We start from the raw sequence: 19638 nt of genomic DNA, 5'->3' as shown, positions 1-19638 counted from the left end.
GCTAACCTTATTTAAAAGCTAATTTCATCTATTTTTTCTTGATACTTAAATCTGGTACTTTTGCGTTTGCCCAGATATTTGAAGTGTGTAAAGTTTTCTTGGTCGTCATATAAGTCCATCAGGATAGTATTGCTATGTTTGATAGTTTTGATTTGGGCAATTCCCTCTACTTTGGCTAATATCCAAACTGCAAAAATATCTTCTTTTGCATTTACAAATTTTCCGTGAAAATCAGGCACATAGCTCTTTCCATCTATTTCTAAGGTAAAATGTTTTTTTAGATAATCTACAATGAACTTGTCTGTATCAGCGTGTTCTTTGTCAGTAGCAAGGTGCAAGCGAGTACGATAAGTACTTTCCAAAATTTTCTCCAAATCATCTATAAATACCTTATGGACTATCTCTAATGATTGGTCTTTGGGATTGTGTTCCACATCAGTAATAGAAAGGTGAATAGGGTGATATTCTCTTGTAAAAGAGGATATTGATAAGCACGGCAAACAAATACAAAACAAATAGAAGAAAAAGATTTTATTAAGCATCATCTTGATTAAGTGGCTATTTTCTGGCAAATTTAGTGATTTTATTCTTCAGAAAGAGAGATTCCCCCTGACAATTCTGTCTTTCCCTTGCAAATCCTTGAAGGTTTTTACTTCTTTGAAGTGCAAAGACAAAAGTTGGTCGGTAACTTGTTTACCAAAGTTTTCATTAATTTCAAAGTAGAGCCTCCCACCTTTCTTCAGTCTTTTTGAGGCAAGCATTGCAATACGTTCATAGAACAATAATGGCTGATTATCAGGTACAAACAAAGCCTGTATAGGTTCGTAGCGAAGTACATTGGCTTGCATATATTTTTTTTCTATCTCCCTAATATAGGGTGGATTACTTACAATAATGTCAAATAAGGGTAGAGCCTCTAAGTCAGAAGATAAAATATCAAACTGATGAAATATGATATGGGCTTCATTGGCTTGGGCGTTTTTCTGAGCGATTGCCAATGCCTCTTGGCTAATGTCTATGGCATGAATCTGGGCATTTTTCAAATATTTACTCAGGGTAATCGGGATACAGCCACTTCCAGTTCCTATGTCCAAGACATTTAGACTCGAGATGTGTCTATTTTCTTGAATAATCAGATGTACCAATTCCTCAGTTTCTGGTCTTGGGATAAGCACCTCAGGAGTTACCAGCAGGTCGAGTCCGTAAAAATGAGCTTCTCCCAGTACATACTGGATAGGCTCATGCTGCTGTAAGCGATAAATAAAAGCATCAAGATTCTTTGCATTATATTGGCTATCACTAATTTCCCTATTCAAAAGAATATCTCGCTTCTTCATTTGATACAAAAAAGCGATAAGCAAAAAAGCGATGTTTTGCGCTTCTCTTTCCTCATAAACCGCTTGGAGGGAATGAATAATGTATGAAAAAACTTCTTTACTTGGCATATTGAAGTAAGTGAAAAAGTCTTGCAAAATACGATAAATATGCGATTTTAAGCTAAAAAACACCCCAATGTGTATTATCTGCAACCCAATAAAGCATCAGTGCGTACTGATGTAGGCTGTATGGAGTATTATCTTAGGTTAAATTTCGTTAAATTCAAAACACTACACAGGACAAGAAGTAGCTAATTTGATTTGATAAATTATTCATAAACAGTACTTTGATGAGTAGCAAACGTTTTTTATTTGTGAATAAATGCACTTTTAACAGTTTAAAATGATGTTTTTAGGCTAAATTTTCCTGTCCTTTGCTGAATATTTTGCTAAATTGCGGCGTTTTTCGTGATGATTTAAAATAAGGTATGGGAAAGCCAATGGAAGAACTGATAGATAAGTCGCATGTCCCTCAGCACATTGCTGTCATCATGGACGGCAATGGCAGGTGGGCTAAAAAGAGGGGAATGAATAGGGTATTTGGGCATAGAAACGCTATTCAAGCGGTGAGAGAAATCTCCGAAGGTTCAGGGGAATTGGGGGTCAAATATTTGACTCTGTATGCTTTTTCCACTGAAAATTGGAGTCGTCCAGTTTCAGAAGTAGAGGCTTTAATGGAACTTTTGGTCAATGCCATTCGCGATGAGTTGCCTACATTGATGAAAAATAATGTCAAACTATTTAGCATTGGGGATATTTCGGGCTTGCCAAGTTCTACACAAAACCAACTCGCCCAAGCCATAGAAACAACTAAGAACAATACAGGGCTGAATCTCATCATAGCCCTTAGTTACAGTGGGAAATGGGACATTGTGGAGGCAACTAAAAAAATAGCCGAACAGGTAAAACAAGGCAAAATCCATACTGAAGATATTGATGAGCAACTTTTTGCTAAATATTTATCTACTAACTATGCTCCTGATGTGGACTTGATGATTCGTACAGGAGGCGACCACAGGATTAGTAATTTCATGCTTTGGCAGTTAGCTTACGCAGAACTGTATATCATGGAAGACGTTTTCTGGCCTGATTTCAGAAAAAAACATTTATTTGAAGCTATTTTAGATTATCAAAGACGAGAACGCAGATTTGGAAAAACAAGTGAACAATTACAAAAGGTAACTACCAATGAAGTTTAAAAAAATTTTATCTTACACTATTCCTCTTATTTTATTATTCATTCATTCTTCCTTATTGGTTCATGCTCAACGCATGGGAATTGGTCTGAATCGTCCTAAAAAAGTAGAAGTAGATTATGCAAGTCCTAAAGAATACACCATTGGCGGTATTAGCATTATCGGTTCTGAGTTCTTGGACAGAAATGCCTTGCTCTCTATGACAGGTTTGAAAGAAGGAGATAAAATCAGAATCCCAAGCGAGGAGACGAGCAATGTAGTGCGCAAACTCTGGAAAAGTGGTATCATTGGCGATGCCAAATTGGAAATCGCTAAAGTGGAAGGGGATAAGGTATTTTTGGAAGTAACCGTCAAAGAAAGACCAAGACTTTCACGCACTATCTTTGAGGGTGTGCCAAAAGGACAACATGAAACCCTTGCTGACAAAATCAAATTGGTCAAAGGTAAAATAGTTACTGATGCAATGATTAAAAGAGCTGAGAACATCATTATTAATTACTACGCAGAAAAAGGCTTTAAGAATACCAAAGTAAGAACTATTCAAAGAAAAGATACACTACTTTCTCGTTCCAACACTGCCTATTTACTCATCAATATAGACAAAGGAAGTAAAGTAAAAATCAATAAGATAGAATTCGAGGGAATAGCAGGAGCTTTCCCTGAAAAAGTCCTCAAACGCAAGCTAAAAAAGACCAAAGAAAAGAGATTTGGAAGGATTTTCGCACCTTCTAAGTTTGTGCAGAAAGAATTTGAAAAAGATAAAGAAAAACTTATTTCTTTCTACAATAAGAACGGCTACAGGAACGCCATGATAGAAGATGATTCTATTTGGGACGAAAACGAAAAGTTAGTTAATATACGTTTGAAAGTACACGAAGGTAAAAAGTTTTACTACCGCAACATAGACTGGGTAGGAAATACAGTTTATCCTGATAGCATTCTTACACAAGTACTTGGGATTAATAAGGGAGATGTTTACAACCCAGAGGAGATGAGCAAACGCCTCAATTACAGCCCCACTTCTACGGATATTACCTCGCTCTACATGGACGATGGCTATTTGTTTTTCAATGTAGAACCTGTTGAAGTCCAAGTAGATGAAGACTCCATAGATATAGAAATGCGTATTTATGAAGGAGAACAAGCCAATATTAATAAGGTAAACCTCAGAGGCAATACACGCACCAGCGACCACGTAGTCCATAGAGAACTCCGTACTATTCCTGGTGCTAAGTTTAGCCGCTCTGATGTCATTCGTACTCAAAGAGAAATTGCCGCACTCAACTATTTTGACCCTGAAAAAATAGCCCCTAACATGAATCCCAACGTGGCAGAGGGTACAGTGGACATTACTTGGGGCTTAGAAGAAAGACCAAGCGACCAAATAGAACTTTCTGGTGGCTGGGGTGGCTTTTTTGGCTTTGTGGGTACGGTAGGCTTGGTATTGAATAACTTTTCCATGAAGAAATTTTCCAAGTTCAAAGATTGGAAAGGCATACCCCAAGGCGACGGGCAGAGATTGGCTTTGAGGGTACAGGCAAACGGTCGCCGTTTCCAAAACTACTCTCTGACCTTTACCGAGCCTTGGTTAGGTGGGAAAAAACCCAATGGCTTTTCTTTTAGCTTGAACCACTCTGTAAGCCGTTTTATAGACTTCACCACGCAAAGGACTACGGGTTCTTTGCAAATCAGTGGCGTTACAGCAAGTTTGATTCGCCGTTTGACCTTCCCTGACGACTGGTTTACTATGAGTAATTCTCTTGGTTTTCAGCATTATAACCTAAACAATTATCAAGGCTTCGGCTTGGCAGACGGAAGGTACAACAGTATTACCTTTAATACGACCATTTCGCGAAATAGTATTGACAATGTGCAGTACCCTCGCACAGGCTCCACAGTTTCTTTAAGTGTAGCACTAACCCCCCCTTATTATTCTCTTTTAGGAAGAAACTTATTTGACAGAACAGAAGGGGTAAAGTGGGTAGAATACCACAAATGGATGTTTGACAACTCTTGGTATCAACAAATTGTGGGAAATCTTGTATTGAGTGCAAGGGCGCACATGGGCTTTATAGGTTCTTATAATCCTAATGTAGGTATTACTCCATTTGAAAGGTTTGTTTTAGGAGGTAGCGGTATGACTTTCAACAACTTCCTCTTAGGTACAGAAATCATTGCCTTGAGGGGCTACCAAGACCAATCGGTGATTCCTCTGCAATCCAACGAGAACGGAGGGTTGATATACAGAACCCCTAATCAAGGAGGACAAGGAGGTATTATCTATAACAAATACGTAGTAGAACTTCGCTATCCACTGTCTTTGGCTCAGTCAGCCACTATCTTTGTGCTTGCTTTTGCCGAGGGGGGGAACAACTGGGCGCGCTTCTCAGACTTTAATCCTTTTAACTTGAAACGCTCCACAGGGGTAGGGGCAAGAATATTCATGCCTGCCTTTGGTATGTTAGGGATTGACTGGGCGTATGGATTTGATAGCATCGCCGGGGCGCAACAAAATGTAGGCGGTGGACAGTTTCACTTCATTATCGGACAACCTATTAGGTAATTAGCAATATAATAAGTATATGAGAAAACTGATTTTATCTTACATACTAATACTTATTTCTATCAACTCCTTTGCTCAACGTTTTGGGTATGTGGACACACAAAAAATTGTGGAGAAAATGCCCGAGTACGCTACTGCTCAAGGGGAGTTGGACAAAATGACCCAACAGTGGCAAAGCGAATTAGAAGACAAGCAGAAAGCCCTCAGCAAGATGCGTCTGGACTTTGAAACTGAAAAACTGCTGCTTACCGATGACATGAGAAGGCAAAGAATGAGCGAACTGGAAGCTAAAGAAAGAGAAATTAGAGATTTCCAAACGAAAACCTTTGGAGTTGAGGGTTTACTTTTCCAAAAAAGAGTAGAACTCATGAAACCTATCCAAGACAAATTAGCGGAAGCTATGGCGAGAGTAGCCCGCAAGCGCAAGTTGAGTTTTCTTTTTGATAGAGCAAGCGATTTGAGCATCGTCTATGCAGACCCTACCCACGATTACTCCGATATAGTCATGGAGGAACTTGGTTTGAAGCCCAAGGGCAATTAACAATTTTTACAATGTCTATCTCCTTTGCATAAAATTAATGGTTCGTTAATTGCAGATTTGATGTTAAATATGCAACTTTGCCGAAAAAAATCTTTGAGGACAAGCAATACAATAAAAGTAAAATAGCAAGCGTTTGATTCCTCATTGTCTTAAAGTTGTAACAATCAAAGAAGTTTAGTAAACATTTAAAAATTAAGCATTTCCAATGAAAAAATTATTCACCTTTGTAGCGTTTGCTGTAGTACTGATGAGTGGACAGGCTTTTGCCCAATTAAAAGTTGGTTATACAAATGCAGATGTTATCTTATCGCAGTTGCCCGAAGCAAAAACCATAGAAGCCGAACTAAAAGCGTACAACGCACAACTTTCCAAAGAGTTAGAAACAAAACAAGCAGAGTTTGAGAAAAAATATAAAGAATACGCTGAGGGAGTACAAAAAGGAACTTTTACGCCTGTGATAAGAGAAGCCAAAGAAAAAGAATTGCAGTCTTTACAGCAAAACTTACAAGAATTTCAGCAAAAAGCACAAGCAGACTCTCAAAAAAAGCAACAAGACTTACTTGCACCTGTATTTGACAAAATTCAAAAAGCCATAGATGATATTGCCAAAGCAGAAAACTTTGACTTTATTTTTAGTACAGATGTAGCAGGTGGCGCTCCTATCTTGCTTTTTGCCAAAGAAGAACATAACATTACAAACAAAGTAATTACTAAATTAGGAGGTACACCTATTCCTACGGACAAAAAGTAAATCCAATTTTTTTTCTTATCTTTGCAGACAATATAATTTGAAATACTTACTTTCAAATTGTATTGTTTTTTATTTTTTATGTATTTGCATGAAAATCAATTTAATAGAAACAAAAGAAATCCAAAAAACAGCAGTTTTAGTAGCTGTCATTACTCAAAAGCAAACAGAGGAACAGGCTGTAGAGTACCTTGATGAATTGGAGTTTTTGGCAGAAACTGCGGGGGTGAGAACTATTTATAAATTTAAGCAAAAATTAGAAAAACCTGATGGAAAATATTTTGTTGGGAAGGGAAAAATGGAAGAGATAGTAGCGTATGTGAAAGAATACAAGCCAGATATGGTGATTTTTGACGATGATTTGAGTAGCTCACAGATTCGCAACTTAGAAAAGCTATTGACTTGCTCTATTCTTGACCGCAGTTTGCTTATTATTCAGATTTTCATGCAACGCGCCCGTACCGCTCAGGCTCGCACCCAAGTAGAATTAGCCCAATACGAATATGTACTTCCAAGATTGACGCGTATGTGGACGCACCTTTCTCGTCAGCAAGGGGGGCGTGGTACTCGCGGAGGCCCAGGCGAAAAAGAGATAGAAACTGACCGCCGTATCGTTAGGGACAGGATTGCTTTCTTGAAAAATAAACTCAAAGAGATTGAGAAACAAAATCTTACACAAAGAAAATCACGCGACAAAATGGTGCGTGTAGCTTTGGTAGGCTATACCAATGTAGGCAAATCTACTTTGATGAATCTACTTTCCAAATCTGAAGTTTTTGCTGAAAACAAGCTTTTTGCTACCGTAGATGCCACAGTCCGCAAAGTAACTCTCGAGGGAATCCCTTTTTTACTTGCTGATACTGTTGGTTTTATTCGTAAACTCCCTACTACTCTTATTGAGGCTTTTAAATCCACTTTGGCAGAAGTGGTTGAGGCAGATATTCTATTGCATGTAGTAGATATTTCGCACCCAGCATTTGAGGAACAGATAGAAGTAGTAAATAAAACTTTAGCAGAGATAGGTGCATCAGATAAAACTGTGATTTTGGTTTTTAACAAAATAGACCAGTACAAAAAACAAGACCATGAGGAGATTGACTTTTCTATGAATGGTACGCCTTCCTTACAAGATTTAAAGCAGATGTACTTAGGGAAGCAACCCAAAGCCATTTTTATTTCTGCAACAAAAAAGGAAAATATACAAGATTTGAGAACCCTAATGCTACAGGAAATAGCTAAAAAATATTACACGATTTACCCCAATTATTTAAAAGAAGATACTAATTTGGTTCATCATTTGTCAAATGATTAAAAGATTTTCATATATCTTTGCCAATGATTCACGATATTTACCGAGCTATATACATTTTACAATAGAAATCAAAGTTGGTTAAACAATTTTTTTTGACTTGATTCAAAGATTTTTTGTTTACTCTCTTATTTGCCAGCAGAATACTTAGTCGTTTACAACAGTTCATGGAAAACGAAAAATTCAATATACTCTACGTTGATGATGAGGAGGACAATTTAAGAATCTTTAGGGCTTCTTTCCGAAGGGAATTTAATGTTTTTATTGCGTCTAATACAAGTATTGCCAAAGAAATACTCTATGGTAATGATATTCACGTCATTATCTCAGACCAACGTATGCCTGACAAGACAGGAGTAGAATTTTTAGAAGAAATTGTTAATGACTTCCCTGATGTTGTACGTATTATCCTTACCGCATTTAGTGATACAACAGATATTATCAGAGCTATCAATAAAGTAGGAATCTACCGCTACCTGACGAAGCCTTGGGACATAGACGACCTAACCATGACCATTAAAAGTGCCATCAACAACTACATGCTCAAGCGTCAAAATCGCGATTTGGTCATTAATTTACAACGTACCAATGAAGAACTCATCAAAGCCAATGAAGATTTGAAACAACGCAATAAAGAATTGGACGAGTACGTCTATCGTATTTCTCATGAGGTACGCGCCCCTATTTCCTCTATCATGGGGTTGTTTTATCTACTCAAAAATCTTGAAAATGAAAACGATATAGCAACTATCAAGCACTACCTGAGGCTTATTGAGCAAAGTATTAACAAATTAGATATTTTTATTCGCTCAGTGTTACAATATGCTGCTACGAAGGATTTTGAACCTCAAATAGAAGAAATCAATTTTGAAAAGCTTATCAATGAGTGCGTAAAAGAATTTTTCCCTCAAGGCATTAGCGAAAAAATCAAAATTCGCACTCATATCCATATTTCTACTCCATTTTTCTCTGATATAGGCTTGCTGAAGACCGTTTTTCGCAACCTGCTTGAGAACGCTATCAAATACGCCAAATCTAATGTAACAGAACATATCATTACTATCTCCGTTGAGGGAAATGCTGCCCAAGCCTCTATCCAATTTGCTGATAATGGCATCGGAATCCCCAAGCAATACCAAGAAAAGATTTTTGATATGTTTTACAGAGCCAATGATTATTCTAATGGTTCAGGATTAGGACTTTATATAGTCAAATTAGCCATAGAGCGTCTCGATGCAACTATTCGCTTGGAAAGCGAAGAGGATAAAGGCACGACTTTCTTCTTAGAAATTCCTAATATGAAACAAAGCTAAAAAAATCACTCCTTACTTTTGTAAATCGCCTTATCTATTTGCATATTTGCAGGATTTTTAAAAAATATTCACCTCTGGAATATGGTTGAGTTTTGATTCCAGATTTTCAGGTTCTAAATTCCAGATTACTATTTATGTTTGAAAATTTAAGCCAAAAGTTAGATAAGGCATTAAAAATGCTCAAAGGGCAAGGCTCTATTACCGAAATTAATGTAGCCGCTACGATAAAAGAAATCAGACGCGCCCTGCTTGATGCCGACGTAAACTTTAAAGTTGCCAAAGAAATTACCGATGAGATTAAAGAGCAAGCAATTGGGAGCAAGATATTGATAGCAGTTTCTCCAAGAGAAATGTTTATTAAGATTGTCTATGATAAGCTGACTGAGTTGATGGGTGGGCAGAAACAAGACATCAATATCAAAGGAGACCCTGCCGTAGTGATGATTGCAGGTTTGAACGGTGCAGGGAAAACTACTTTTTCTGGCAAATTAGCTAACTTTTTAAAAAGTCAAGGCAGGCAAGTGTTATTAGCCGCTTGCGACGTATATAGACCCGCAGCGATGGAGCAGCTAAAGGTGTTAGGTGGGCAAATAGGGGTAGAGGTCTATACAGAAATGGAAAGTAAAGATGCTGTCCAAATTGCTCAAAATGCCATTCAGTACGCTAAAGCTAATAATAAAAAGATTGTGATTGTGGATACTGCTGGACGCTTGGCGATAGATGAAGTATTGATGAAGGAAATTGCCGCACTCAAAAAGGCTCTTAACCCTACGGAAACCCTTTTTGTAGTAGATGCGATGACAGGACAAGACGCTGTTAATACTGCTCTTGCTTTTAATGAAAGAATAGATTATGATGGAGTGGTACTTACTAAGTTGGACGGTGATGCCAGAGGTGGTGCGGCTCTGTCTATTCGAAAAACGGTAAACAAACCTATCAAATTCATCAGCACAGGGGAAAAAATGGAAGCAATAGACCATTTTTACCCTGACCGTATGGCGCAGCGTATCTTAGGCATGGGGGACGTGCTTTCCTTAGTAGAAAGAGCGCAACGCGCTTTTGATGAAGAAGAAGCCAAACGCATAGAAGCAAAGATTCGCAAAAACCAATTAGACTTTAATGACTTTCTTTCTCAAATCCAGCAAATTAAACGCATGGGGAATTTGAAAGATTTGGTTTCTATGATACCAGGCATGGGTAAAGCCTTGAAAGAGATAGACATAGACGACGATTCTTTTAAGCCCATTGAAGCGATGATTTTCTCCATGACCAAACAAGAAAGAGCCAAGCCAGAAATTATCAATAGTAGCCGAAAGCAAAGAATCGCTAAGGGAAGTGGGACTACGGTTCAGCAAGTAAACAACCTTTTGAAGCAGTTTGAGCAGATGCGTCAATTGATGAAAAAAATGAACCAAATTAACCCTGCCCAACTGCAAAAAATGAAAGCTAAAAGAAAATAAGCAAAGATTTTACTTTTCTTTGGCTAATTTCAGTGCTTGAGTAGTAGTATAATATTTAGCTAACATATTAGGAACTTCCCAAGATGGAAGTTTTCCTTCTTTTAGAAAAGAAAGGAACTTTTCTGTTACTCGAGCAAAATGTGCTTCATGGCTTTCTCTCAAAGCATCAGGGATTTGTACTTTCCACCCTTGGGCAGATTTTTCTACTGCTATGCCTTGATATTTTTTAGCTAACTCTTGAATTTTCTCTATTACTACGCTCTCTTCCATGCTATTGGGAGCATGAGGCTCTATGTAAAGTGTAGGAATATAGTTTTCTTCTGCACCTTGTCTGATAACCAAATTAGCTTTCGAACCTCTCATGATTGAATAGTGAGTATCTCCTGTTCCTTCTGGGGCTTTGTAGTTCCAAATTACTTTGACTTTGGCATGCACTCCTTTGAGGGCATAGTTGATTTCTCCATTACAAAAGACTTTTAACAAAGTGTCTTTCTCAACGTACTTGGATAGATAAGTAGGGAAAGTATCTAACTTAGTAATGGTTTTGAAATCACTAATGCCCATATCGGTAGTCCAACGCTTGGCAGTATAAATCTGAATATCAGTGGTATAGTCAATGGGCTGCTCGGGAAAACACGCCCACTGCACCAAGTCGACCAAGTGAGTAGTTACATCTACGATTCCCTCTCCTTGTTGCGATACATCTAAAAACCAAGCGGGTCGGGTTAGTACATTGCCAGACACGTATTTGTAAAAGTGATGCACACTTTCCTTGATTACTGCAGGATTTTCAGGGCTTCCTTTCTCTAACGTTCCAAAAATCTCGGGTAGCATGGAAAGTTCTTTTTGTAAAATGGAAGTGATTTCATACCGCTCAGTCATAATGTCATAGAGCAAGACCTTATTTTTCTCAGCTACTTCAAAGGCTTTTTTTAGTTTTTTAAAACCTTCCTCATTTATTGCCATAGGCTTATCTGCAAATACATGCAAGCCATTTTCCAAAGAAGCCAAAATGTAATCTGTCTTTTTTTGATTGTTGCCTGCCAATACCACTACATTGCCTTTTTTCTCAGTAAGCATTTTTTCCAAGAAATCACTTTGAGTATAAACTTCTTGTTTCCAATGGGTTGGATTTTCTTGGCGTGTATTGTAGCCTTCTATTCTTTTTAGGTGCATGTCGAGGTCGCCGCCTTTTTGCCCATAGATATACACCAAAGAGTCTATTTCAGGGTACATGGTTTTTTGCACCAAGGCGGCGTGAAAATGTCCTGGATTCAACACCAGCAAGCGTACTTTCAAGGTATTGGCTGGCTTTTGAGCAGGTTCACAAGACATAAGTAAGCTAAGAAAAGTTAGTAAGATGATAGGAAACAGTTTTCTCATCGTTAATTTGATTTGATACTTTGAACGTATTTAGCTAAAGCACTGATTTCTTGCTCATTGAATACTTTTTTGTAAGGAGGCATGGCATTTTTGCCGTTAGAAATAATATTGATGATGCCTACCTCGTCCAACTGAGAAATAGTCAAGTTTTTCGCTCCTGCAATGCCTGCCTGACCGTCTTCGCCATGACAAGCCACACAATTTGCCGCATACAGGGCTTTTCCATGTGCTACTACATCGTAATTAGGCGCGGCGGCATTTGCCACAGAGGTATCAGCCACTTCTACTTTTTTAACATAGCGTCGGCTCATCTCTGCCAATCCATAAGAGCCTATCAGTAAAACAAAAGAAAGGATAGCTAATGCTTTGTTATACCTTTTAAAACCAATCACTGCCAAAGGAATAGAAGCAAAAACAGCCACTATTTTGAAAATCATAAATTGGTTAATTTCTGGAAGTTGAAACAGCATTACTGCCCCTGTGAGCAAGAATAAGGTGCTGATTATCATTTCAGGAATACGTGCTTTCTTGGAAAAATTAGCTAAAGTTTCTTTTTTTCCTATCAGTAAGAGAGTAGTCTTTATCAAGTAGAGCAAAATGAATAAGATAACTACTAATTTGTGTGTGTGTAAAAGTCCTGTAAACATAGATATTGGGTTTATAATGAAAATTTTTGAGTTTTAAAGGTATCGTTCTTTTAGAATCTTGATGTGATGAGCTTCATGCCCTGCTAAGATGTATAGTAAGGCTCTTGGAGTTGCTTTCTTGTCCGACATTGTACCTTGAAAATCTAATTTACTTTCATCTAAATCACTTAACATAAGTAAGTTACTTTCTCTGACTATATATAATTCTTGGGATAGAGATGCTAAGGTACGCTTATGAGTATTGGCGTTTTTTACGTAATCATCTTGTTCAAAAGAAGGCAAAGGTGTAGCATCTCCCCTATACATTCTCAGGAAGCGATAAGCAAAAATTCGCTCAGTATCGATGATGTGTCCTATGACCTCTTTGATAGTCCATTTTTCAGGGGCGTATGCAAAATTAGCTTTTTCTTCTGCTAAACTCCCAAGCAAGGCTTTTGTAGCTTGTTGGTTGGTTTTCAAAGTAGAGATAATATCTCCCTCTGGTACTTGGCTAATATAGCCCGCATAAAATGCTGCATAATCCGAAGGCAAAGGTTTGGCTATAAACATTTTAGATAAAAAATATAGTAAGAAATAATGGTTATTATTTCAAAAATAATGAAATTCTGTGTAATTGTAGTTGCTTAGCTATGATTTTACTCTTTATTTTTTACTTATGTATGTATTATACTAAATCAAAAAGTGGTCTTGAGATTTTCTTATTTTATCAAAATCTTTATGTTTGTATTTCTGCCTTTGTCATCACTGCAAGAAATGCCTACTTCGCCGCGATTAGGCTTGAAAAATACCCTTTCTGTTGGCTTAGCGGCTTGGTAAAATTTCCCATTCACATACCAAAATACTTTCTTCACATCATTATCTACGTTGGCGTGAAGCAACAGCTCGAGAGGTTCATCATCAATCGTAAGGTATTCCCTGCCCTCCACAGGTGAAACTATCTTAGGCGGTTTTCCTTCTAAAAGTTTGGTACACTGAGGATTATGAGGAGGGATTTTGTCAAAAACAATCTGATTGCTCTCATAAAAAGCCAGCATTTCTGGAGAGAGATTAGGAAACAGTTTGCGTTTGATGCCGTTAGAAGGGAGGCACTCCGAGCAGTAGCTGATTTTCTCATCAGGAGAAACAAATACATATCGTAAATGTTCACAACGTCTTGTATGAGAAATAGTGGGGATAAAAAAATCCGAAGTCGTGCTTTCACAAAAGTCCGAAGGTAAGTCCCCTGTAACCGTACAAACCAAGCGAGTTTTTAACTCCTCTGGAATAAAAAACCAATCCAAAGATGAGTTGTAATCTATAATATTAAACAACTTGAAAAGCAAGGGAGTAGCTACTGCCGCACCCACTAACTCAGGAGAACCTACCCCATTGGCATTCCCGAGCCAAACTGCTATGGTATATTTGGCATTGTAGCCTATGCTCCATGCGTCCCTCCTGCCATAGGAAGTCCCTGTTTTCCAAGCAATTTTAGGAATATGAGGGTTGTGTTCGTAATCACTTGGCATCTCTGGACGTGTAACTTTGGTCAAGATTTCTGTCAGCATGTAAGTTGCCGAAGGAGAGATAAGCTGTTCGCCTCGCATTTTCACTAATGAAATATCTTTACTTCTATACAAATCGGTAGAATCTTTGGCTATCATATTCAAAGGTTCAAAAATTCCTTGATTAGCAAAGGCACAGTACAATCCCGCCATTTCAAGTAAACTCACTCCGCAGCCTCCTAAGGCAAGTGAAAGCCCCAAGTTTTTATCTTTTTTGCGAATTTCTTGAAACTGCGCTTTTTTTAGTAGGTCTATCACATTTTTTACCCCAACTTGGTCTAAAATCTTGACGGCTGGCACATTAAGCGAGTGAGATAAGGCAGTTTCTACGCTGACTGTTCCGTTAAAAGTACGATTATAATTTTCTGGAGCGTAGCCAGAAAAATCTACAGGGACATCGTATATGACAGACTTAGGCGTAATGATGCCCTCATCAAAAGCGATTCCATAGATGAGTGGTTTCAAGGCACTTCCTGGTGAGCGAAAAGCTCTGGCATTATCTACTTGTCCAGCGTTTTCGCTATCTTTAAAGTCAGGAGAGCCTAAATAAGCAAGAATATTACGAGTTTTATTTTCTACGACTATTACCGCCGCATTGTGAATATTAAAACCTTTAAGTTTTCTGGTAAAATTATAGGTAATATCCTCTACCTTGCTTTGAATATCTGCTTGGATAGTTGTCTTTACGATGTCTATAGTAAGCATTTGTCTATGAAGGTAGTTAGCAAAGTGAGGAGCGAGGGCTGGGGCATCTAAGCGTTTGGCTTCTAAGGGTTCGTTGATGGCATCTTCTATTTGTTGCAAATCAAAAATTTTATCTTCTTTGAAGCGATTGAGCCACTTATTGCGTTCTTTTTCAATGATTTCGTTGTGTTTACCTAAAGCCAAAGAGGTAGGACGATTAGGGATAATTGCCAAAGCAGTAATCTGAGCCAAACTTAGCTTGTTAGGTAAGCGATTAAAATAGAGCAAAGAAGCAGATTTAATGCCTTCTACATTGCCTCCATAAGGAACAAGATTGAGGTATAAAGCCAAAATTTCTTTCTTAGAAAACATAACTTCCAACTGCAAGGCTCTAAACATCTCTACTATTTTGTTCCAATAAGTGCGTTCCTTAGGTTCTAAGAGGCGAGCCACCTGCATAGTAATCGTAGAAGCCCCTGATGTTTTTTTCCCTTTGATGACATTATAAAATCCTGCTCTCATAATTGCCAAAGGATTTATCCCTAAGTGATAATAAAAGTAGCGGTCTTCCTTTTCAATAAATGCTTTTTCTAACTCTGGGGTAATTTCATGTATTTCAGTTTTCATGCGCCACTTATCATCTTTGGAAAGAAATGCGTTTAGTACCTTGCCTTCTTGGGAAATAATGATTTGAGAATAAGGAATGTATGTATTGATAGGGAAAGAGAAGTGTAGAATAAAGAATAAGATGATAAGAGCAATGACTCCTGTCCAATACTTGCGGTATTGTGGTTTAAAAAAGTATTTTTTTAATCTATCCAAAATATAATTTTTGTAAACAATGCTATTTAATCTTCTCATAATCCAATTTAGCGGCGGTGTTAAAATATGAAATAATGAGTAGTTTAGAAGCCCTATCTAATTTTTTTTCATGTTTAAAAACTAAAATTAACTTTGCAAATTACTCAATACTTTTCTAATTTTGTATGCTTTCAGATAGAATCCAGCAAGACAAATTTTGATTTCTTGCCCAAATGGTGGAATTGGTAGACACGCTATCTTCAGGTGGTAGTGCCTTCAGTGGCATGGGGGTTCGAGTCCCTCTTTGGGTACTTTTTTAATCTTTAACACGCTGGTAATATGAAAAAATTTAGCCTACTTTTTCTCTTTTCTTTTTCTTGCTTCTCTTTCTCTTTTGCGCAAACTGCTGATTTTGTAAAAGATAGCATAGATAAATATGTTAATGAAGCCATGCAACTTTGGCAAATTCCTGCTATGGCGGTGGCAGTGGTCAAAGACGGTAAGGTCATTTTTAGCAAGGGATATGGAGTAAGAGAAATAGGTAAAACCGACAAGGTGGACGAGAACACCTTATTTATGATAGCTTCTAATTCTAAGGCATTTACGGCAACTGCCTTGTGTATGTTGGAGTATAGCAAGCAACTTTCCATAGATGATAAAGTCATTAAGTATTTTCCTGATTTTAAGCTATTTAACAACTTTATTACCCAAGAGGTAACCATTCGGGATATGCTTTGCCATAGAGTAGGCTTAAAAACTTTTCAAGGAGATTTTACCTATTGGCGAAGCAATTTGAGTAGAAAACAGGTGATAGAACGCTTTGGTAAAAATAAACCTATACATGATTTCAGGACTCGTTATGGTTATTGCAATGCAGGCTTTGTGGTTGCGGGAGAGGTAATTCCTGCCGTTACAGGCAAAAAGTGGGAGGACTTTGTTAGAGATAGCCTTGTGAAGCCCTTGCAGATGAATAGAACGCTCATGCTCTCTGCGGAGATGCCCAGAATGGAGAACGCAGCCGTGCCTCATTCGCTCATTGATGGAAAAATCACTAAAATTTCCTTCCCTATGATAGATGCTCTTGCCCCTGCGGGAAGCATGGTTTCCTCAGTCAAAGATGTAGCCAACTGGCTAATCATGCAGTTAGATACTGGCAAGTTTCAAGGTAAACAAGTAGTAGCAAAACAAGCTATTTTGAAAACTTGGGCAGGGAATACGATTATCTCTACCAACAAAAGTTGGCTATACCCAAGACAGTTCTCTATGTACGGATTAGGTTGGGTAATCCAAGACTATGCAGGGAGAAAAATGTTTGACCATACAGGAGGGGCAGATGGCTTTGTTACCTCTACTTGCTTCCTTCCAGAAGAAAAATTAGGTGTAGTGGTTTTAACTAATACCGACCAAAACACGGCTTACTTAGCTCTTCGTTATCAGATAGTTGATGCTTTTTTGAAACAGCCTTATAAAAACTACAATCGCATTTTCTATGCAGGAGATAAGCAAGAACAAGAACAAGAAACCAAAAGAATCCAAATAGAAAGAGCCAAAGTAGCACAAAAAAACAAGCCTACTCTACCCCTCGCTGCCTATGCAGGGAAATATGAAAACGAGGTCTATGGCACTATGGAAATAAAGTTAGAAAAAGACCAACTGAATGCTTACTTTTCTAACCACCCAGATTTGGTAGCTAAATTAGAAGCCCAAGGTGGAAATAACTTTTTATGTACTTTCAATATTTCTACTTACGGGATTCATGTGATGCCTTTCGAGGTGGAAAGTGGGAAAGTTAAGTCTGCTATCGTCAAAGTCAATGATTTTATAGAATATGACCCGTATGTGTTTGTGAGAAAGTAAAATCTCCCTTTGAAAACTATTTTCTTAAAGGGAGATTCTATATTTGCCTACTTGTTTTTCAAAAACCTATCAAAAAAGTCTGCCGTTGCTTTGTAGGCTTCTAACCAATTTTTATGCAGTAAAAAACTGTGTACCTCATCAGGGAATATCAAATATTCAAAGTAGATATTCCTATGACTTAGCTGTTCTGCCAAAGTTACCGTTTCGCTAAAAGGTACATTGCGGTCGTCATCTCCATGAATCAGCAATACAGGCGATTTCCAACCGTCTAAAAAGTGCATAGGCGAAGATTCAAAGGCTCTTTTTGCCCAATCGGTACGCTTACCAGCATCATAGCTTGGGATAAAATTCCTCACGACCACATTCCAATCGTGAACGCCGTGAATATCCACCCCGCAAGCAAACAAATCAGAAGCCCTCGCCAAGCCCAAAGCTGTCAAATAGCCTCCATAAGAACCACCCCAAAGCCCTATTTTTGAACCATTTACATCATCTCTACTTTTCAAATACAAACCCGCTCCTACTACGTCTGCGTACTCGCTTGCTCCTGTAGCTCCATAGTTAAGGGCTTCTCGGAACTCCATGCCATAGCCTATCCCACTGCGGTAATTGACCGATAGCACTACATAGCCTTGACTTGCCAAATACTGATTGAGTGCATAAGCCTTGTGGTAATAATCGCCGTAATTAAAGCCCAAAAGCATCTGCCTGCGCGAACCCCCATGGAAAAAGATAGCTCCAGGGTGCTTTTCTCCTGCTTTGTGGTTCTTAGGTAAAAAAAGTTGGCAGGGAATCATCATGCCGTCAGTAGCCGTAATCATCACTGCTTGCGGTTCAACTAATTGATTTGCAGGGAAATCTTTGGGCATGAGTTCTGTAGCTAAGTCTTCCAATTTCCCATTTTTTAGTACCGCAGGTCTTGCGGGCATCTTGGCATCGGAGCGAATACAGAAAATCGTACCGTCTTCGGCTTGCGCCATTCCCCATTCTATGCCATTACCTGAGGTGAGTTGTTTGGGGGCAGAGGTTGCCGCAACTTGCCACAAGTGCCTTCTATCTATATCGCCAATATTGCTATTGTAAATAACTGATTTTCCGTCTTTAGCGAGAGTAACAAACTCTACTTCTCCTTCGCCTGCGGTAAGTAGTTTCGCTTCGCCTCCATTGGCGGGAACGGCGTACAGGTGTTGCCACCCGTCACCCTCATAAGGGAAAATCAAATAATTGTCGCTTGTCCAAAACAAGGGATTTTCAGGAGAGGAGGAGTTAAGAGCATTGGAAAAAAAATTGCTACCACGTCCTTTTTTAGCCTCCCATACTTTTTTGGCTTTTCCTGTCGCAACTTCTGCTACCCAAATAGACCAAGGCAAACCTTCTCGTTTAGGTCCAAAAATCAAGGCATCTCTATTGGAGCGAACCCTGATAAAGGCAATTTGCTTGCCGTCAGGCGACCAGACAGGGTGCCCATCCAAATCTGTACTTGGACTTAAAAAGCTGATAGACTTTGTATTAAAATCATATATGCCTACAAAGCTATGGTCATTTCTGCTACTGACAAAAGCTAATTTGCTTCCATCGGGCGACCAACGAATCGCACTTTGCGAGCCTCTGGTTTGGAAAAGTTTGCTGGCTTTGAGGCTGTCCAAACGCATCGTCCAAACCTGCCCTCCCGTGAGGTACGCCAAAATATCGCCTTTGGGCGAGAGTTTGGGGTAGAAGCCTACAGCCAATTTTTTTAAGTTTTTCCCATCAGTATCTATTTTCCAAATTGCCCTTTCCACACTTTCTTGTAACTCGGCAGGATTAGGAATTTCGCCCGAAGCATTTGGTGCGCCTCCACGCACAAAAATCAAAGCATTGCTTTCTGGTGTAAAAGCCAAGCTACTGATTTCCTGCCCATTATCTCCTTGGTAGCTCGTAATTTGCTTAAAATTACTTCCTGAGTTTTCACTCAGCCAAATATTTCTTTCCCCTTGCCTGTTCATAACCAAAGCAATTTTATTCCCTTTGGGAGAGGCTTTGAGTTCTGTGGTAAAAGGGGAACTAAGCACTTGGTCTATAGAAAAAGATTGTGCTGACAAACAAAGACTTATCAGTAGAAAATAAGTAAGTAAGGTAAGTTGTTTCATAGTTTCAATCAAATAGGTTAGTGTGAAAAAGAAGCAATATTTATAAAACACAGCGTTTGCAAGATGCTTATGTTAAAGATAGAGCAAAGT

15 protein-coding genes and 1 tRNA gene are annotated in these 19638 nt (G+C 38.5%); 9 read left to right on the top strand and 7 right to left on the bottom strand.

What is annotated here, in order from left to right; translation table 11 throughout:
* Positions 1–11: 11 nt before the first annotated feature.
* Entirely contained in the window at positions 12–500 is a 489-nt protein-coding gene (locus BM141_RS03435) for a DUF6702 family protein (RefSeq protein WP_143090782.1), read from the bottom strand.
* Between the two features lie 90 nt (positions 501–590).
* The gene (prmC, locus tag BM141_RS03430; protein ID WP_245763970.1) at positions 591–1472 is read right to left on the bottom strand and encodes a peptide chain release factor N(5)-glutamine methyltransferase; all 882 of its coding nucleotides are present in this window, start codon (positions 1470–1472) and stop codon (positions 591–593) included.
* 344 nt (positions 1473–1816) lie between these two features.
* Between prmC and BM141_RS03425 the strand changes: the two genes are divergently transcribed.
* From BM141_RS03425 to ffh, 7 genes are all read left to right on the top strand, one after another.
* The gene (locus BM141_RS03425) at positions 1817–2575 is read left to right on the top strand and encodes an isoprenyl transferase (protein ID WP_091540259.1); all 759 of its coding nucleotides are present in this window, start codon (positions 1817–1819) and stop codon (positions 2573–2575) included.
* Positions 2565–5135, top strand: a complete 2571-nt coding sequence (gene bamA / locus BM141_RS03420; RefSeq protein ID WP_091540047.1) for an outer membrane protein assembly factor BamA — start codon at positions 2565–2567, stop codon at positions 5133–5135. The genes BM141_RS03425 and bamA overlap by 11 nt, the downstream gene beginning before the upstream one ends.
* A 19-nt stretch (positions 5136–5154) precedes the next feature.
* Positions 5155–5676: an OmpH/Skp family outer membrane protein gene (locus BM141_RS03415; protein WP_091540043.1), complete on the top strand. Its 522-nt coding sequence runs from the start codon at positions 5155–5157 to the stop codon at positions 5674–5676.
* Positions 5677–5881: 205 nt separating this feature from the next.
* Entirely contained in the window at positions 5882–6427 is a 546-nt protein-coding gene (locus BM141_RS03410; protein ID WP_091540040.1) for an OmpH/Skp family outer membrane protein, read from the top strand.
* Between the two features lie 88 nt (positions 6428–6515).
* Positions 6516–7736: a GTPase HflX gene (gene hflX, locus BM141_RS03405; protein ID WP_091540036.1), complete on the top strand. Its 1221-nt coding sequence runs from the start codon at positions 6516–6518 to the stop codon at positions 7734–7736.
* Between the two features lie 164 nt (positions 7737–7900).
* Positions 7901–9046 (top strand): hybrid sensor histidine kinase/response regulator, encoded by a 1146-nt coding sequence (locus BM141_RS03400; RefSeq protein WP_091540033.1) that lies wholly within the window; start codon positions 7901–7903, stop codon positions 9044–9046.
* Between the two features lie 134 nt (positions 9047–9180).
* Complete coding sequence (gene ffh / locus BM141_RS03395) at positions 9181–10506, top strand: signal recognition particle protein (RefSeq protein ID WP_091540031.1); 1326 nt, start codon at positions 9181–9183, stop codon at positions 10504–10506.
* A 9-nt stretch (positions 10507–10515) separates the two neighbouring features.
* On the opposite strand, the gene BM141_RS03390 is transcribed toward ffh, so the two are convergent.
* The 4 genes from BM141_RS03390 to pbpC all read right to left on the bottom strand — a co-directional run bounded on the left by BM141_RS03390 (position 10516) and on the right by pbpC (position 15622).
* Positions 10516–11889, bottom strand: coding sequence for a putative oxidoreductase C-terminal domain-containing protein (locus tag BM141_RS03390; RefSeq protein WP_091540030.1), 1374 nt, complete (start codon positions 11887–11889; stop codon positions 10516–10518).
* Between the two features lie 2 nt (positions 11890–11891).
* Positions 11892–12536 carry a c-type cytochrome gene (locus BM141_RS03385; RefSeq protein WP_091540029.1) on the bottom strand — a complete coding sequence of 215 codons (645 nt, stop codon included), beginning with the start codon at positions 12534–12536 and terminating at the stop codon, positions 11892–11894.
* 33 nt (positions 12537–12569) lie between these two features.
* Positions 12570–13085 (bottom strand): DinB family protein, encoded by a 516-nt coding sequence (locus tag BM141_RS03380; RefSeq protein WP_221407622.1) that lies wholly within the window; start codon positions 13083–13085, stop codon positions 12570–12572.
* Positions 13086–13234: 149 nt separating this feature from the next.
* Positions 13235–15622, bottom strand: a complete 2388-nt coding sequence (pbpC, locus tag BM141_RS03375; protein WP_091540025.1) for a penicillin-binding protein 1C — start codon at positions 15620–15622, stop codon at positions 13235–13237.
* Between the two features lie 167 nt (positions 15623–15789).
* Between pbpC and BM141_RS03370 the strand changes: the two genes are divergently transcribed.
* Positions 15790–15873 (top strand) — tRNA-Leu (locus tag BM141_RS03370).
* Between the two features lie 28 nt (positions 15874–15901).
* Positions 15902–17419: a serine hydrolase gene (locus BM141_RS03365; RefSeq protein WP_091540022.1), complete on the top strand. Its 1518-nt coding sequence runs from the start codon at positions 15902–15904 to the stop codon at positions 17417–17419.
* 47 nt (positions 17420–17466) lie between these two features.
* Here BM141_RS03365 and BM141_RS03360 read toward each other — a convergent pair whose 3' ends face one another.
* Positions 17467–19548: a S9 family peptidase gene (locus tag BM141_RS03360; RefSeq protein WP_091540019.1), complete on the bottom strand. Its 2082-nt coding sequence runs from the start codon at positions 19546–19548 to the stop codon at positions 17467–17469.
* Between the last annotated feature and the right edge of the window lie 90 nt (positions 19549–19638).

The sequence above is a fragment of the Thermoflexibacter ruber genome, assembly GCF_900113045.1.
Taxonomy (GTDB): domain Bacteria; phylum Bacteroidota; class Bacteroidia; order Cytophagales; family Thermoflexibacteraceae; genus Thermoflexibacter; species Thermoflexibacter ruber.
This window is presented reverse-complemented; position numbering and strand designations above follow the sequence as displayed.

What these genes read in the sequence shown, in the direction of transcription:
- BM141_RS03425 (WP_091540259.1), top strand. Translation starts at nt 1,817, where the DNA reads ATGGAAGAACTGATAGATAAGTCGCATGTCCCTCAGCACATTGCTGTC.
- bamA (WP_091540047.1), top strand. Translation starts at nt 2,565, where the DNA reads ATGAAGTTTAAAAAAATTTTATCTTACACTATTCCTCTTATTTTATTA.
- BM141_RS03415 (WP_091540043.1), top strand. Translation starts at nt 5,155, where the DNA reads ATGAGAAAACTGATTTTATCTTACATACTAATACTTATTTCTATCAAC.
- BM141_RS03410 (WP_091540040.1), top strand. Translation starts at nt 5,882, where the DNA reads ATGAAAAAATTATTCACCTTTGTAGCGTTTGCTGTAGTACTGATGAGT.
- hflX (WP_091540036.1), top strand. Translation starts at nt 6,516, where the DNA reads ATGAAAATCAATTTAATAGAAACAAAAGAAATCCAAAAAACAGCAGTT.
- BM141_RS03400 (WP_091540033.1), top strand. Translation starts at nt 7,901, where the DNA reads ATGGAAAACGAAAAATTCAATATACTCTACGTTGATGATGAGGAGGAC.
- ffh (WP_091540031.1), top strand. Translation starts at nt 9,181, where the DNA reads ATGTTTGAAAATTTAAGCCAAAAGTTAGATAAGGCATTAAAAATGCTC.
- BM141_RS03390 (WP_091540030.1), bottom strand. Translation starts at nt 11,889, where the DNA reads ATGAGAAAACTGTTTCCTATCATCTTACTAACTTTTCTTAGCTTACTT.
- BM141_RS03385 (WP_091540029.1), bottom strand. Translation starts at nt 12,536, where the DNA reads ATGTTTACAGGACTTTTACACACACACAAATTAGTAGTTATCTTATTC.
- BM141_RS03380 (WP_221407622.1), bottom strand. Translation starts at nt 13,085, where the DNA reads ATGTTTATAGCCAAACCTTTGCCTTCGGATTATGCAGCATTTTATGCG.
- pbpC (WP_091540025.1), bottom strand. Translation starts at nt 15,622, where the DNA reads ATGAGAAGATTAAATAGCATTGTTTACAAAAATTATATTTTGGATAGA.
- BM141_RS03365 (WP_091540022.1), top strand. Translation starts at nt 15,902, where the DNA reads ATGAAAAAATTTAGCCTACTTTTTCTCTTTTCTTTTTCTTGCTTCTCT.
- BM141_RS03360 (WP_091540019.1), bottom strand. Translation starts at nt 19,548, where the DNA reads ATGAAACAACTTACCTTACTTACTTATTTTCTACTGATAAGTCTTTGT.